Origin of the sequence: Brevibacterium sp. 239c (assembly GCF_900169365.1) — a bacterium.
Taxonomy (GTDB): Bacteria; Actinomycetota; Actinomycetes; order Actinomycetales; family Brevibacteriaceae; genus Brevibacterium.
The window spans coordinates 56,379-71,568 of record NZ_FXZH01000001.1; the positions used below are offsets into that span (position 1 = coordinate 56,379).

A 15,190-nucleotide genomic window follows, 5' to 3' on the forward strand; every position below is an offset into this window, starting at 1 on the left:
GGGTCCAGACACCGAGGATCTCCGCCTCGGCGGGGCAGACGTTAAGCTGGGAACTGAAATGGCACATGAGAACTCAGCATCGTCGAGCCCGGACACGGGCAACTCGACCCCGCGGACGGATACGCCGTCACCACGCCCGGGCACACAGCCACCGCGTCAGGGCTCAAAGACCTCGCGCAAGGGCTCCCAAGTCCCAGACAAAGACAGTCACACCGTGGGCAAGGACGCACGATCCGCCAAGCGCTCACCTCGGCGGAAGAATGAGCGACGCAAGAACACCGGCGCCTCTCACCGTGAACGTCGGGCTCGGCTGACGGCAGCCCGGCAGTCCCGGTCTGTCGACGTCACCTACCCGGCGAACCTGCCGGTCTCGGCCGCCAAAGACGAGATCGCCACGGCCATCCGAGACAACCAGGTCGTCATCGTCGCCGGCGAGACGGGATCGGGAAAGACCACCCAGCTGCCCAAGATCTGCCTCGAACTGGGGCTGGGAGTCAACGGACTGATCGGGCACACGCAGCCTCGGCGAATCGCTGCCAGGACCGTGGCCGATCGCATCGCCGACGAACTCGGTGAGGATCTCGGCGGGACCATCGGCTACCAGGTGCGATTTACCGCGCAGGTCGCGGATTCGACCCGGGTCAAGGTCATGACCGACGGCATCCTGCTCTCCGAACTGTCCCGGGACAAGCTGCTGCGCGACTACGAAGTCATCATCATCGATGAAGCGCACGAACGCAGCCTCAACATCGACTTCCTCCTCGGCTCACTCAAAGAAGTGATGGGCAGACGGCCCGAGCTCAAGGTCATCATCACCTCGGCGACCATTGACCCGCAGTCCTTCGCCGCGCACTTCGATGACGCTCCGATCATCGAGGTCGCCGGCCGAACCTATCCGGTCGAGGTGCGCTACCGCCCACTTGTCGACGACTACGAAGAAGACGGCGACGACGGTCCAGAGGAATCCGGGAGCTACGAAACGGGGCCCGAGGAACAGACCGAGGGCATCATCGCCGCCTTCGACGAACTCAGCGCAGAAGAACCCGGCGACATCCTCGTCTTCCTCTCCGGGGAACGCGAGATCCGCGATACCGCCGAAGCCCTCGAGGCTCATGTGCGCAAACGTCCGCGTCTGAGCAACTGGGAAGTCGTGCCGCTCTTCGCCCGACTCTCCGCCGGCGAACAGCAGAAGGTCTTCAAACCTCACTCCAGACCCCGCCTCGTGCTGGCCACGAACGTCGCCGAAACCTCGTTGACGGTGCCTGGCATCAAATACGTAATCGACGTCGGCACCGCCCGCATCTCCCGATACTCCAACCGCACCCGAGTCCAGCGACTGCCGATCGAACGCATCTCCCAGGCGAGCGCGAATCAGCGCAAGGGCAGGTCGGGTCGAACCAGCGACGGCATCTGCATCCGCCTGTATTCCCAAGACGACTTCGAGTCGCGACCCGAGTTCACCGACCCGGAGATCCTGCGCACCAACCTCGCCAGCGTCATCCTGCAGATGACAGACCTGGGGTTCGCTTCCAGTGACAAGGAGATCCTCGAGTTCCCGTTCCTCACCCCACCGGAGGCCAAGGCCGTTCGCGACGGACGCACCATGCTCTCCGAACTGGGGGCTCTGACCAGCGATAAGGCCGGAACGATCACGGTCACCCCGACCGGTCGACAGTTGTCCCTGCTCCCGATCGATCCGAGGCTGGCGCGCATGGTCATCGCCGGCGCCGAGGCGGGATGTGGGGGAGAGGTCACCGTCATCGTGGCCGCACTGTCCATTCAGGACCCCCGCGAACGACCTACCGAGGTGCGCGCGGCCGCCGATGAGAAGCACGCCCGCTTCACCCACCCGGGCAGCGACTTCCTGTCCTACCTCAACCTGTGGAACTACCTCGACGACCAGCAGTCGGCGCTGACGAGTTCGAAGTTCCGCCGCCAATGCAGGGCCGAGTTCCTCAACTTCGTGCGCATCCGCGAATGGCAGGACCTCGTCGGCCAGCTGCGCTCTTTGCTCGGCTCCTCCGGCATCCGTGTCAACAAGTCGGTGTGGCGCCCGGTCGAGGCGTCTGCTGCCGACGCATCGGCGTCGCCGGCAAAGGCTTCCGGGCCTCAGACGAGCACGTCGAACACTGCCGCTGCTCCGACGAGCTCGAAGAGCGCCAACGGCAAGGTCGGATTCGCCGAACTCAGCGCACAGAAACGCAGTGCGAAGAAGAACGGCGGGCAGGATGCGGAGAAGGACTCCGGACAGAGTGCTGCAAGCGCGAGACTCGACCCTCATGCCGCGGCTATCCACCGGGCACTGCTGACGGGGCTGCTGTCGATGATCGGTGCCCGGTCCGAACGCAACAAGGACTATCAGGGAGCCCGAGGTACCCGCTTCGCGATCTTCCCCGGATCGGGTCTGTTCAAGAAGAAGCCCGACTTCGTCATGGCCGCCGAACTCGTCGAAACCTCCAGACTGTGGGCCCGTACCGTTTCAGCGATCGAACCCGACTGGGTTGTCGAAGCAGCCGGTGATCTGGTGACCAGACAGTATTCGGACCCGCACTGGTCGAAGAAGGCCGGCGGTTCGATGGTCTACGAGAAGATCTCGCTCTACGGCGTCACTCTCGTCTCTGACAGGCGGGTCGGCTATGGGACCTTCGACCAGGAGGCTGCACGGGACATGTTCATCCGCAAGGGCCTCATCGAAGGTGACTGGCACGAACGCTTCGGATTCCTCGAACACAATGTGACGGTCATCGATGAGGCAGAAGCGCTCGCCTCACGCACACGTAACCGCAGGGTCCTGGACCAGGACGATGCGCTCTTCGAGTTCTACGATGAACGGATTCCTGCCACAATCACCTCGGCGGCGGACTTCCGTGCCTGGTGGAAGAAGCAGAAGCGTCGCGATTCGCATCTGCTGGATCTGAACACGTCGATCCTGCTCAGCGACGACAGCGAGGAACTCACCGCCTCGGTGGCCGACGATTTCCCGATGGAATGGGAACTGGTCGACGGTTCGATGGCGAAGCTGAGGTATTCCTTCGAACCCGGCAGCACCGAGGACGGGGTGACCGTCGAACTCCCGGCAGCGTCCGTGCCCCTGGTGGATTCCGATGAGTTCTCCTGGCAGGTCCCGGGCCTGCGTGAGGAACTCGTCGCCGCCTACATCCGGTCGCTTCCGAAGAACAAGCGCCGCTATTTCGTACCCGCGCCTGACGTCGCCCGCGACATCCTGCCCATGCTCATTCCCTACCGCGGGGCTCTGCCCGAGGTGCTCGCCGCTCACCTGAGCGAACGTGCAGGCGGGGGAGGCCTGAACGACCTGGTTCCCATTACCGTGACCGCCGCGGACTTCGACGAAGATCGTATTCCGCCGCACCTGCGGATCCGCTTCCGCGTCATCGACGGGACCACAACAGTGGGTATCGGCGAGGACCTGACCAAGCTGACGGCGACGGCGAAACCTCAGGTGCGCAGGGCCCGGGCGAAGCAGGTCTCGTTCAATGCTAAGACGGGACTCACCTCATGGTCGTTCGGCACGCTGACCAGCCCGGACGAGGCTGAAGTCGGGGCTGTGCCCGGGTTGGTCGACCGTGGAACCAGCGTCGACCTCGTTGCCTTCGACACGGCTGCCCAGGCCCGTTTGGCCTCACGCGAGGGGCTCATCACCCTGTTGGGCCTGCGCACGAACGAGGCACTGAAATACCTGCGAGAAGGACTGACGACCGATGAGAAACTCGTCCTCGCCGGTCACCAGCAGTCCTCGGACGAAATGCTCCACGCCCTCATCAGGGCAGGAATCCGCAGCGTCGTCGAGACCGAGCTGGGTGCTGCTGAGACCAGCTGGGTGGCAGATGCCGGAGAGTTCGGGAAGCTGGAAGCCGCGATGCACGCGGTCCTGACCGACATGTGCTCGAACCTGCTGCCTCATCTGATGAAGGCACTGCGGTCCACCACCGAACTCGACCGGCGCGTATCAAGGGCCTCATCGTTGGCGATCCTGTCCAACCTGGCAGATGTGCAGACATGGCGGGGAGCACGAGTCACAGGTGAGTCGGTGGCCGCGATGACCGGGCAGATGCTCCGCGATCTGCCCCGGTGGGTGCAGACTGAGGTAGTCCGCATCGATGGAATGCAGAACTCGCCGATGCGCGACAAGCAGCTCATGGACCGTATCAGCGGCAGCAGCGACGCCGTGTTGAAGAAGGTCGGCAACAGGTTCCCCGAGCTGGCCAAAGCGAATTGGTCACGGATCGTGGTCTCGGTGCCCAGTGAGTGGCGGGACGTGATCATCATGCTCGAGGAGCTGCGCGTCAGCCTCTACGCGAATTCGCTGGGAACTGCCCACCCGGTGTCGGAGAAGAGGATCGCGAAGGCACTCGCACAACTGTGATGGGTCGCGGCGCTGAGAGTTGCGGCTAGGCGGGGCCGGAGGTGAAGTAGCCGGCGAACAACCACCAGATGGGGAGGACCGCGGCGGCGAGGAATGCGGCGACAGACCACCAGATACGCCATTTCCACGTCCGTCGGCGGGTCCCGACGAAGAGGAACACGAGGTAGAAGACAAGGCAGAACGCGCCTGAGAGACTGAGCATCACCATGCTGAAGGCCTCCCACCCGGATGTCCCGAGGTCGAAGAGGTAACTGGTGACTTGACCGATCTCGAGCGAAAACTTGAGCGCGTACACCAGGGCAGGGATGCCGAGGATCGCCGCGAAAATCAGCGGCAGGGCCTTGAGCAGGCGTTCCCTCGGTTCGGAGCGTCCGGCGTATTCAACAAATTCCTCATTCATCGCCATCCAGCATAAACGCGAAATCCGACAAGACGCTGGACACCCCGCGGAGCCGACCGCGCACACTAACCACAACTGTGACTGACCGGACACCCGTTCAACGACAGAAGAGAGATAAGATGTTTTGGTGACTTCTGGCCAGTATTCTGACAAGGACATTCGAACCGAGGCGGCTCGCCGCCGGACGTTCGCTGTCATTTCGCACCCCGACGCGGGTAAATCGACGACCACCGAGGCGCTCGCACTGCACGCACGAGCCATCGGCAAGGCCGGCGCCACCCATGGCAAGGCCGGCCGCCGCGCCACTGTCTCCGACTGGATGAAGATGGAGCAGGACCGCGGCATCTCGATCTCCTCAGCGGCGCTGCAGTTCGAGTATCGGGATGCGGTCTTCAACCTCGTCGACACCCCGGGTCACGCGGACTTCTCCGAGGACACCTATCGAGTACTCTCCGCCGTCGACTGTGCCGTGATGCTCATCGACGCAGCCAAGGGCCTCGAAGCGCAGACCATGAAACTCTTCGAAGTCTGTGCCCACCGCAACATCCCGATCATCACCGTGATCAACAAATGGGACCGTGCCGGTCTCGACGCGCTGGAGCTCATGGATGAGGTCCAGGAACGCACCGGACTCCTGCCCACCCCGCTGACCTGGCCTGTTGGCCAGTCCGGTGACTTCAGGGGAGTCCTTGACCGTCTCACCGGTGACTACACGAAGTACGACCGCACCAATGCCGGTGCCACCATCGCCGGCGAAGAGACCTATGGCGCGGACAAAGCCGTCGAGCTCGAAGGCGATGCCTGGCAGACTGCTGTCGACGAATCCGATCTTCTCGACATGGAGGATCAGAACCACGATCAGGAGACGTTCCTGGCCGGCAAGTCGACCCCGGTGATGTTCGCCTCGGCGGTGCTCAACTTCGGTATCCACAAACTCCTCGACATGCTCGTCGACCTGGCGCCCGCGGCAGAGGCGCGTCTGGATAAGAACGATGTGCCGCGCGACGTGGCCGATCCGTTCTCCGGATTCGTCTTCAAAGTCCAGGCAGGCATGGACTCCAACCACCGTGACCGGCTGGCCTACATTCGAGTCTGCTCCGGTGTCTTCGAACGCGGTTCCGTGCTCACCCACGCCGCGACCGGCAAACCCTTCGCTACGAAGTATGCGCAGCAGGTCTTCGGCCGTGACCGCGACGTCGTCGATGAAGCCTTCCCAGGAGACGTCGTCGGACTGGTCAACGCCAGTGCACTGCGGGTGGGCGATTCGCTCTACCTGGACAAGAAGGTCGAATTCCCCGGCATTCCGACGTTCTCTCCCGAACACTTCATGGTCATCAAGGCCAAGGACTCCTCGAAGTACAAGCAGTTCCGCCGCGGTATCGAACAGCTCGACCACGAAGGAGTCATTCAGGTGCTTCGCTCTGACCTGCGCGGTGACCAGGCCCCGGTTCTCGGAGCCGTTGGACCGATGCAGTTCGAGGTCGCCGAGGACCGGATGAACAACGAATTCCACGCGCCCTGTTCGCTGGAGCGCCTCAACTTCTCCTTGGCTCGGCGCACCACACCAGAATGCGTGCCGACGCTGGCGAGGGAACGATCAGTTGAAGTTCTGCACCGCTCTGACGGTGAGCTGCTCGCCCTGTTCTCAGACAGGTGGCGCCTCCAAGGCGTGCAGAAGAATCATCCGGATCTGGTTTTGGAACCGCTCGTCGTCAGCTGAGCCCACACACCGCGATCGGCAGGGGAATAAACTTCCGCCGATCACACGTTCGTCGTTTCGACGAGGACGTCTCGCCGTTTTGACGAGGACATTAAGATGAATAGTCGGGGTCATTTCAAGATGGCCCCAGTTGGGGAGACCTGACGCTCGGGGAGACCCGAAATGACAAAGGAGAGATCACAGACGTGGGAACGAAATCGATTCGAGTCGCGATTGCCGGATTGGGCAACTGCGCCTCTTCCCTGATCCAAGGTGTTGAGTATTACCGGGATGCGGCCCCAGGAAGTAAAGTACCGGGACTCATGCACGTTGAGTTCGGCGATTATCACGTCGGTGATATCGAATTCGTCGCCGCATTCGACGTCGACGGCAAAAAGGTCGGCGCCGATATCGCTGAGGCGATCACGGCCAGTGAGAACAACACGATCAAGATTGCCGACGTGCCATCGACCGGTGTCGAGGTTCAGCGCGGACCGACCTTGGACGGCCTCGGCGAGTACTACCGCGAGACCATCGTCGAATCCGACATCGAACCCGTCGACGTCGCACAGGCGCTGCGTGAGGCACAGGTCGATGTTCTCGTCTGCTACCTGCCCGTAGGTTCGCAGGAAGCCGTCGAGTACTACGCACAGGCCGCCATCGATGCGAAGGTCGCCTTCGTCAATGCCCTGCCTGTCTTCATCGCCGGCACCAAGGAATGGGACGAGAAGTTCCGTGCCGCCGGCGTGCCGATCGTCGGCGACGACATCAAGAGCCAGATCGGTGCGACCATCACTCACCGTGTGATGGCCAAGCTGTTCGAGGACCGCGGCGTCGTCCTCGACCGCACCTACCAGCTCAACGTCGGCGGCAACATGGACTTCAAGAACATGCTCGAGCGCAAACGCCTCGAGTCGAAGAAGATCTCGAAGACCCAGGCCGTGACTTCGAACACCTCGGCCGAGCTCGAGCCCCGCAACGTCCACATCGGACCCAGCGACTACATTGAGTGGCTCGACGATCGCAAATGGGCTTTCGTCCGTCTCGAAGGCCGCAACTTCGGTGATGCTCCGGTGTCGCTGGAATACAAGCTCGAGGTCTGGGACTCACCGAACTCGGCCGGAGTCATCATCGACGCCGTGCGTGCGGCCAAGATCGGACTCGACCGCGGCGTCGGCGGAGCTCTCATCTCCGCCTCGTCGTACTTCATGAAGTCGCCCCCGGAGCAGAATGGCGATGACGCAGCTCACGACGCAGTCGAAGCCTTCATCCAGGGAAACCTCGAACGCTGAGCTGAAGACCCCCGCAACCCGAGAATGCCGATCGCGCCTACGTGCGGTCGGCATTTTCTCTGCGCGCAAGCGATCCAGGATATGAGATCGGCTCGCCTGTAATCGGTGTTGTCCATAACACTGGGGCGTGCACACAGTGGTCCCTGCCACAGACGAGCCGTGACTCGACCACTGGATGAGCTTCGGCCCATCTGCACACCCCTTTTGACGAATCACCGAGGAGTATCGATGTCACGCAATGCAGCTGCCACCGACACCGCGAAGAAGAAACCGGCCGAACTCGACTGGCTGATGCGCCTGCTGGTCATCATCGAAAAGGCCGGAAACAAACTTCCGCACCCCTTCTGGCTGTTCCTGTCCCTGGCCGTCGTAGTGATGGTCCTCTCCACGATCTTCTCCGCCGTCGGATTGGAAGCCGTCAACCCGGCCACCGACAAGACGGTGAGCGTCACCAACCTCTTCAGCACAGAGTCCCTGCGGGAGATAGTCGCCGGAGCCACGAACAACTTCGTCACGTTCCCACCGTTGGGTCTCGTGCTCATCGTCCTCATCGGCGTAGCCGTGGCCGAGCAGTCCGGACTGATCCCGGCGATGCTGCGCGGAACCATCGCCGGTGCCTCACCGAAGTGGATCACGTTCATCGTGGCACTTGCCGGAACCGCTTCCTCGATTGCCTCCGACGCCTCCTACATGATCATGATTCCCCTGGGCGGGCTCGCGTTCAAAGCTGTGGGGCGCAATCCGCTGCTGGGGTGTCTTGTCGCCTATGCCGCCACCTCGGGTGGGTATTCTGCGGCGCCGATGGTCAACTCCCTCGACACCATCCTCGGCGGGCTCTCCACGTCGGCGGCTCAGATCATCGACCCCGACTACGTGGTCAGCCCGATTGCGAACTTCTACTTCAACTTCGTCTCGATGTTCGTCGTCGCCGCCGCCGTCACTCTCGTCACCGAACTGCTGCTGTCGAAGCGAGCCGACCAGATCGAACTCGACGAACCAGACGAGAACGATCCCGACAACTTCGATGTCAAAATGGCGCTGGATGCCAACGAGAAGCGCGGCATGGTCTTCGCTGTGCTCAGCATCGTCGCCTGCGCCGCACTCCTCTTCTTCCTTGCACTGCCCCAGGATTCGTTCCTGCGCGATGAAGCCGGTGGCTTCGGCCCCGAATCGGGACTGATGGCAGGAATCGCAGCCATCATCGGCTTCGGATTCTTCATTGTCGGCATCGTCTACGGCTACGCCACAGGATCGATCAAGAAGACTTCGGACATTCCCGACATGATGGGCAAGGGACTGCTGCCGTTCGTCCCCGTCATCGTCCTCTTCTTCGCCGCCAGCCAGTTCCTCGCACTGTTCAAGATGTCCAACCTCGGCGAGATCCTCGCCATCCGCGGCGCCGAATTCTTCGGCTCACTCGACACCGGACCCTTCGTCATCCTTCTCGGCGGGTGGCTGTTGGTTGCCCTCGGCGCAATGTTCCTGACCTCGGGATCGGGACTGTGGACCCTGATGGCACCGGTCCTCGTGCCGATGTTCATGCTCCTGTCCATCGCCCCGGAAACCACGCAGGCCCTCTATCGCATCGGTGACTCCACGACGAACATCATCTCCCCGATGAGCCCGTACTTCGTTGTGGTCCTCGGCTTCATCCAGCGATATAAGAGGGATGCGGGAATCGGCACCGTTCTGTCGTTCACCATTCCGCTCTCGTTCGCAATGTTCATTCTCTGGGGACTCCTCTTCTTCATCTGGTGGGCCACAGGAATCCCATGGGGCCCGGGTGCAGCCACGAGCTACCACATGGGCTGAGGCTCCTGGTACGGCCTACGAAACTGGAGCGGACACGACACCTCCCACGGAATCGGGAATATTCGGCCCGTCGGGCGACGTTGCGATCGTGCAACGCTCGTTCGCTCGAGCATCGGTTCTTCAGCGACTGTCCAGCTCAAGTGACTAGACTGAGACAATGATTCAACTCTCGTGCGGCATTTCGTCTGTGCGAGCAACCTGCTCAGATCGAAAGGATCTCGACCGTGAGTAACCCCATGATGAACCGGGCGATCAACCAGGGCGCCCAGGCGGGCCGCAACGAACCGGTCATGTCCGACCAGGAGCTCAACAACCTGTTCGACAAGCCAGCCGCGCAGAACCGCAATGCTGGCCCGCAGGCCGCTGACCGGGCAATGACCTACGACGACGTCATGATGAAGACGGGTGTTCTCTTCACCATTCTTCTCGCCGGGGCCGTGCTCGGCTGGTTCGTTCCGCCACTGGCTTTCCCTGCGATGCTCATCGCACTGGTCCTCGGTCTTGTCAACGCCTTCAAGAAGGAACCGAACAAGGGCCTGATCATCGGCTACGCTGCGTTCGAGGGAGTCTTCCTCGGCGGCATCTCCTCGATGTTCGAAACGATGTTCCCCGGTATCGTCATCCAAGCCGTGCTGGCCACACTCTGCGTCTTCGGCGTCATGCTCGCCCTGTTCAAGTTCAAGGGCGTGCGCTACGGCTCGAAGATGAAGAAGTTCATGATGATCGCCATCGGTGGGTACGCCATCTTCTCGCTCATCAACTTCGGCATCGCGATGATGACCGGCACCGGGGGTGCCCGCAGCGTGCCGATCAACATCATGGGATTTGAAATGCCGCTCGGTGTCATCATCGGCATCGTCGCCACCGTGCTGGCGGCCATGACCTTGATCATGGACTTCCAGATGATCGAACAGGGTGTGAAGCAGCGGATCCCGGAGAAGTACTCCTGGATGTGCGCCTTCTCCCTCATGGTCACCCTCGTGTGGCTCTACATCGAAATCCTGCGCCTCATCTCCTACTTCAGGAACTAGACACCGTTGGTCCCGGCACCCCACACCAGCTGTGTGGTCCCGGGGACAGCGTCTATGATTGGGCCATGAACAACGTGACGGCGGACCTCGAAACGGAGGTCCGCCGTCTGCGTATCCGCATCATCGGCCTCAACCCGCGTCAGCTCGCCGCGGCGGGCCCGAATTCTCCCCCCACCGACGTCGGCTCCATGTCCAGGAGAGACACCATCGCCGAGGCGCTCGCACGGTTCTCATCCATCGGCTCCGGTGGCCGTACGGTCCCTGACCTGGGAGATCAGAGCCTGGCTGATCAGGTCGTCGTCCTGATCGATGAGGGGATAGCCTCGACCGCGAATCTGCCGGAGGTGCAGCAACAGGCACGCCTGGAGCAGCTGCTCGACGCCGCAGTACGACTGCGCCGAAACCTCGCCTAGAAGTTCCTGCCCGCTGACGGTCGCGGAGGAGGATAATCGAGGGCACCATCACTTGCCCTAAGAAGGTGCGAAAATCCGATGACAGATCGCCGCCCGCTACTCTTCACCCTCGCCGGTATCGTCGCGACCCTGGTGTATTTCGGTACTGCAGAGTTCATCGCCGGCGCCGTCTCTGCAACCTCAGCGCCCCTGCTGATCCTGGGGCAGACGATCATCCCACTCGTGCCTACCGCCATGATCAAGACCGCCATCAGCGTATTCGGTACGAACGACAAGCTCGCACTCGTCATCACCCTCGTCATCGTCGGAGCGATCCTCGGCGGTGTGATCGGGCGCATCGGCCTGCACCGCAGGGCCCTGTCCTTCGTCCTCCTCATCGGCCTCGGAATCCTGCCCGTCGTGGTGCTGCTGAGCACAGGAGGAACGATCCTCGACACGGTTCCGGCACTCGTGGGTGTGGCGTTGGGATGTGCAGCCTATGTGGCACTGATCCGATTCAGCAACGGCACCGAGTCATCTGCCCGAAATTCTGTCGGACGCGATGAGGACTTCGGTGCTGACAATCAACCGGGCACCGACCGTCGCGCCTTCTTCGGTCTCGCCGCAGGTCTGAGCGCGGTCGGCATGGCCGCGATCGCTGCAGGTCAGTCGGCTTCGATCCTCGCCCGAAATGCGGCAGGAGCGGTGACTAAGCTGGTGCTGCCACGGCCGGCCACCTCGGCGCCCAAGATTCCAGCTGGAGCAGACTTCGACATCGAGGGGCTCACACCGATCATGACACCTAACGATGACTTCTACCGCATCGACACCGCACTCATCCCGCCCTCCGTCGACGCCGCGTCCTGGTCGCTGCACATCCACGGAATGGTCGAAGACGAAGTCACGATCACCATGGCGCAGCTGCTCGAGCTGCCGCTGGAGGAGCATCGTGTGAGCCTGACCTGCGTCTCGAACGAGGTCGGCGGCGACCTCGTGGGCAATGCCACCTGGCTGGGCTACCCGGTGCGTGAGCTGCTCAAACGCGCCGGCCCGAAGAAAGGCGCAGACATGGTGCTCTCGACATCCGATGACGGCTTCACTGCCTCGACACCTCTCGAAGCACTCACAGATGATCGGGCGTCCCTGCTGGCAGTCGGGATGAACGGTGAACCGCTGCCCCGCGACCACGGGTTCCCCGCCAGGCTCGTCGTCCCCGGACTCTACGGTTTCGTCTCCGCGACCAAATGGGTGACCGAACTCGAAGTCACCCGCTTCGCCGACAAACAGGCCTATTGGACGAAACGAGGATGGTCCACCCACGGACCCATACTCGTCGCTTCTAGAATCGACGTTCCCCGCGCCGGTGTCCATGTCAGCCCCAACAAAGACGGGCAGATCGTCACCGCGGGAATGGCCTGGGCCCAACACGTCGGCATCGCCGAGGTGCGAGTGCGCATCGATAACGGCGACTGGCACACAGCGGAGCTGAGTGAGGAGCTGACCACCGACACCTGGCGACAATGGCGATGCCCCTTCGACGACTTGGAACCGGGCACCCACACCGTGACGGTCAGAGCGGTCGACGAAGACGGCAACGTTCAGATCTCCGAACGCCGCCCCGCGATCCCCGGCAGCGCCACCGGCCTCCACGACCGCCAATTCGTCGTGGACTGAGAGGCTGGTCGCGGTGTCCTGAACAGCGGCACGCCCCGCGCGTGAGAAGTGTGTGAGCTGACTGACAAAACGTTGTATGGTCACCTATGGTGCGGTCGCTGTAGGGGCCGCACCTGCCAGTCCTGTTCAGTGACACAACGAGGTGGTCTCAATGTTCGGTCTCCCGACGGCAACCGTCGTCATCATCTTCGGCATCCCCGCAATATGGGTGATCTACACGCTGATCTTCGTCTACCTCTCACGCGGTTGGAAAGCCGAGGATGTGGCCGAGGACCAGCTCACCCCCTCGGCGACGGAGCGCCGCTCCGGGACTGAGAACGGGGGACTGGCATGAACCTCGAAACCTGGTTCCTCGTCATCTACTTCATCGCCATGGCCGGCATCGGCGTGTGGACACTCAAGATCGGCAATAAGGACAGCGAAGGCTACCTGCTGGGCGGGCGCAGCCTGGGTCCTGCGGTCACGGCACTGCGCCTGCAGAGTTCGTCGATGTCGGGGTACATGTTCCTCGGTGCCGGATCGCTGGCGTACACGAAGGGCTACTTCTCACTCTGGTACGCGATGGGCGACATCGGCGGCGGAGTGCTCAACCTGTCGATCCTGGGGCGGCGCATGCGCAAGCTCTCCCAGATCCTCGGATCGCTGACCTCGATCGAATATCTCGAGCATCGCTACCCTTCGAAGTGGATCCGGATGATCGCGGCCCCGGTGGCGGTGTTCTGCATCTTCTTCTACGTGATGACTCAGTTCATCGCGGGCGGTCGCGGCTTGGAGATGGTCACCGGCATTCCCTACGCTTGGGCCCTGCTCGTCGCCATCGGCGTCATCGTCTTCTACACCTTCCTCGGCGGCTACCTTGCGGTGGCGTACACCGACTTCGTCCAGGCCATCATCATGCTCATCGGCATGGTCTGGATCCTCATCGGCACCCTGCAGGCCGTCGGCGGTTGGACTGCCGGCAACAATGCGGTGGGAGAGATCAACCCGAACCTGCTCACCATGTGGGGGCCCGAGGGATTCGGCTCGGTGCAGTGGGGCGTCATCATCGGCGCCGTCCTCGTCTTCTCCATCGGCTACATGGGCTGGCCGCACGTCAACGTCAGCCACATGGCCATGAAGCGCCCCTCGGTCGCGCGCACAGCAAGCCTGTACGCCACCGGCTTCAACCTGCTCTTCATTCCGGCGCCCTACATCGTGGGCATCATGGCCTTGATCATCTTGCCCAACCTCGACAACCCTGAGCTCGCAGTCTTCCAGGTCGCGGACACGGTTCTGCCGAACTTCGCCGTGGGTATCGTCATGGCAGGCATCATGGCCGCGATCATGTCCACGGCCGATGCGCTGCTGCTGCAGTCGGGCACGATCGCCAGCCAGGATCTGTTCCAGCGCTTCATCAAGAAGGATATGAGCGACAGGCAGTCAGTGTGGGTCTCACGCTTCACCGTCCTCATCCTCGCGATCATCGGCTACTGGGTTGCTGTCAACGACCCGCCCTCGGTTGCCGAGGTGGCCATCTTCGCCACCACAGTCCTCGGTGCCGCATTCGTCCCCGTCTACGTGGCGGCCGCCTGGTGGAAGAAGGCAAATGTTCCCGGAGCCATCGTCTCCATGATCCTGGGCACCGTGTCCTCGGTGAGCTGGCAGATGGCTGGCCTCGTCGACGTCACCGGTGTCGATCCGATGGGTGTCGGCATCGTGTGCTCGACCCTGGGCCTCATCGTCGTGTCTCTGGCCACGCAGAAGTCGCACCCTGTCCCGGCATATGTCATCGACGCGCTCAAGGAGACCGACAAGATCGGCGCCATCCCCGCACGCATGCTCATCGGCCAAAACGATGCGCTCGCCGGACAGGTGCCCAAGGATGCGTGAGCACCCGGACAGTTTCGCCGGTGGGGGAGAGAAGCCAGAGCTGATCGCCCCGGAGACGGCGTTGAAGCTGGCACCGAACATCACCGCCGCCGAGGCGCTCGCCGTCTTCAGGCGCAAGCTGCCCAATGCCGACGCCGAGGTCAGAGAGGTCCTCCACCCCTTCTGGTCGACGGTGCTCAGTGCCCAGACGAGCAGCATATTTCGGCGGAACCGAAAACCTGAACCGGCCGGTCGTGCTAGGGCGGAGGCAAGCCCAGGGCAGTGCATGAACGTCCTGGTCAACGCCTATTCGGGCAAGGGGTATCTCGCGGACTTCGATCCTCGTGGTGAGACGGTGGCCGTGACAGAGTGGCTGGATGCCTTCGAATCCTCTGATCAGGCGGGCCCACAACCTGGCCCAGATGATGTGAGGCGAACAGCACGTGCGTTGGTGCGCACGAAGGTGCTGAAGACGGTGAAACTGGGCATGGGGCTGAGCCTCGACGAGATTGCCGCACCCAGTGGAATCCTCAAACCCAACTGGGTGGTCACCGGCGACAACGACAAGTTCTCGGCCACGATCCTCGTCGACGGCCTCGACTCCTCCCATTACATCGTTCGGGTCGAGAAGCTGACCCAAGATTGAGACGCGTCCCCG

The 15,190-nt window shown here is 62.4% G+C and carries 11 protein-coding genes; 10 read left to right on the plus strand and 1 reads right to left on the minus strand.

Translation table 11 applies throughout. The features are described from left to right. Nucleotides 1-58: 58 nt before the first annotated feature. Nucleotides 59-4,384: an ATP-dependent RNA helicase HrpA gene (gene hrpA, locus BSP239C_RS00295; protein ID WP_257929969.1), complete on the plus strand. Its 4,326-nt coding sequence runs from the start codon at nucleotides 59-61 to the stop codon at nucleotides 4,382-4,384. Between the two features lie 25 nt (nucleotides 4,385-4,409). Here the strand turns inward: hrpA and BSP239C_RS00300 are convergent, their stop codons facing one another. Beyond that, nucleotides 4,410-4,784: a hypothetical protein gene (locus BSP239C_RS00300; protein ID WP_101569627.1), complete on the minus strand. Its 375-nt coding sequence runs from the start codon at nucleotides 4,782-4,784 to the stop codon at nucleotides 4,410-4,412. A gap of 127 nt (nucleotides 4,785-4,911) precedes the next feature. On the opposite strand from BSP239C_RS00300, the gene BSP239C_RS00305 reads away from it, so the two are divergent. The 9 genes from BSP239C_RS00305 (at nucleotide 4,912) to BSP239C_RS00345 (ending at nucleotide 15,178) form a co-directional block, all read left to right on the plus strand. After that, a complete protein-coding gene (locus BSP239C_RS00305) occupies nucleotides 4,912-6,504 on the plus strand; it encodes a peptide chain release factor 3 (protein WP_101569889.1) in 1,593 nt (530 codons plus the stop codon). A 185-nt stretch (nucleotides 6,505-6,689) separates the two neighbouring features. Next, the gene (locus tag BSP239C_RS00310) at nucleotides 6,690-7,775 is read left to right on the plus strand and encodes an inositol-3-phosphate synthase (RefSeq protein WP_101569628.1); all 1,086 of its coding nucleotides are present in this window, start codon (nucleotides 6,690-6,692) and stop codon (nucleotides 7,773-7,775) included. A 228-nt stretch (nucleotides 7,776-8,003) separates the two neighbouring features. Next, entirely contained in the window at nucleotides 8,004-9,587 is a 1,584-nt protein-coding gene (locus BSP239C_RS00315) for an AbgT family transporter (protein WP_101569629.1), read from the plus strand. Between the two features lie 236 nt (nucleotides 9,588-9,823). Further along, nucleotides 9,824-10,618: a Bax inhibitor-1/YccA family protein gene (locus BSP239C_RS00320; protein WP_101569630.1), complete on the plus strand. Its 795-nt coding sequence runs from the start codon at nucleotides 9,824-9,826 to the stop codon at nucleotides 10,616-10,618. Between the two features lie 65 nt (nucleotides 10,619-10,683). Next, complete coding sequence (locus BSP239C_RS00325) at nucleotides 10,684-11,031, plus strand: hypothetical protein (RefSeq protein WP_101569631.1); 348 nt, start codon at nucleotides 10,684-10,686, stop codon at nucleotides 11,029-11,031. Nucleotides 11,032-11,109: 78 nt separating this feature from the next. Then, the gene (locus BSP239C_RS00330) at nucleotides 11,110-12,684 is read left to right on the plus strand and encodes a molybdopterin-dependent oxidoreductase (RefSeq protein WP_101569632.1); all 1,575 of its coding nucleotides are present in this window, start codon (nucleotides 11,110-11,112) and stop codon (nucleotides 12,682-12,684) included. 151 nt (nucleotides 12,685-12,835) lie between these two features. Then, the gene (locus BSP239C_RS00335) at nucleotides 12,836-13,018 is read left to right on the plus strand and encodes a hypothetical protein (protein ID WP_101569633.1); all 183 of its coding nucleotides are present in this window, start codon (nucleotides 12,836-12,838) and stop codon (nucleotides 13,016-13,018) included. Continuing rightward, nucleotides 13,015-14,553, plus strand: a complete 1,539-nt coding sequence (locus tag BSP239C_RS00340; RefSeq protein ID WP_101569634.1) for a sodium/proline symporter — start codon at nucleotides 13,015-13,017, stop codon at nucleotides 14,551-14,553. Before BSP239C_RS00335 ends, BSP239C_RS00340 begins: the two co-directional genes overlap by 4 nt. After that, a complete protein-coding gene (locus tag BSP239C_RS00345; protein WP_101569635.1) occupies nucleotides 14,546-15,178 on the plus strand; it encodes a hypothetical protein in 633 nt (210 codons plus the stop codon). Before BSP239C_RS00340 ends, BSP239C_RS00345 begins: the two co-directional genes overlap by 8 nt. Nucleotides 15,179-15,190: the final 12 nt, after the last annotated feature.

Bases quoted from the DNA above. Each gene is read 5' to 3' on its own strand.
- BSP239C_RS00340 (WP_101569634.1), top strand. From the start codon at position 13,015: ATGAACCTCGAAACCTGGTTCCTCGTCATCTACTTCATCGCCATGGCC.
- BSP239C_RS00345 (WP_101569635.1), top strand. From the start codon at position 14,546: ATGCGTGAGCACCCGGACAGTTTCGCCGGTGGGGGAGAGAAGCCAGAG.
- BSP239C_RS00335 (WP_101569633.1), top strand. From the start codon at position 12,836: ATGTTCGGTCTCCCGACGGCAACCGTCGTCATCATCTTCGGCATCCCC.
- BSP239C_RS00300 (WP_101569627.1), bottom strand. From the start codon at position 4,784: ATGAATGAGGAATTTGTTGAATACGCCGGACGCTCCGAACCGAGGGAA.
- BSP239C_RS00325 (WP_101569631.1), top strand. From the start codon at position 10,684: ATGAACAACGTGACGGCGGACCTCGAAACGGAGGTCCGCCGTCTGCGT.
- BSP239C_RS00315 (WP_101569629.1), top strand. From the start codon at position 8,004: ATGTCACGCAATGCAGCTGCCACCGACACCGCGAAGAAGAAACCGGCC.
- BSP239C_RS00330 (WP_101569632.1), top strand. From the start codon at position 11,110: ATGACAGATCGCCGCCCGCTACTCTTCACCCTCGCCGGTATCGTCGCG.
- BSP239C_RS00320 (WP_101569630.1), top strand. From the start codon at position 9,824: ATGATGAACCGGGCGATCAACCAGGGCGCCCAGGCGGGCCGCAACGAA.
- hrpA (WP_257929969.1), top strand. From the start codon at position 59: ATGGCACATGAGAACTCAGCATCGTCGAGCCCGGACACGGGCAACTCG.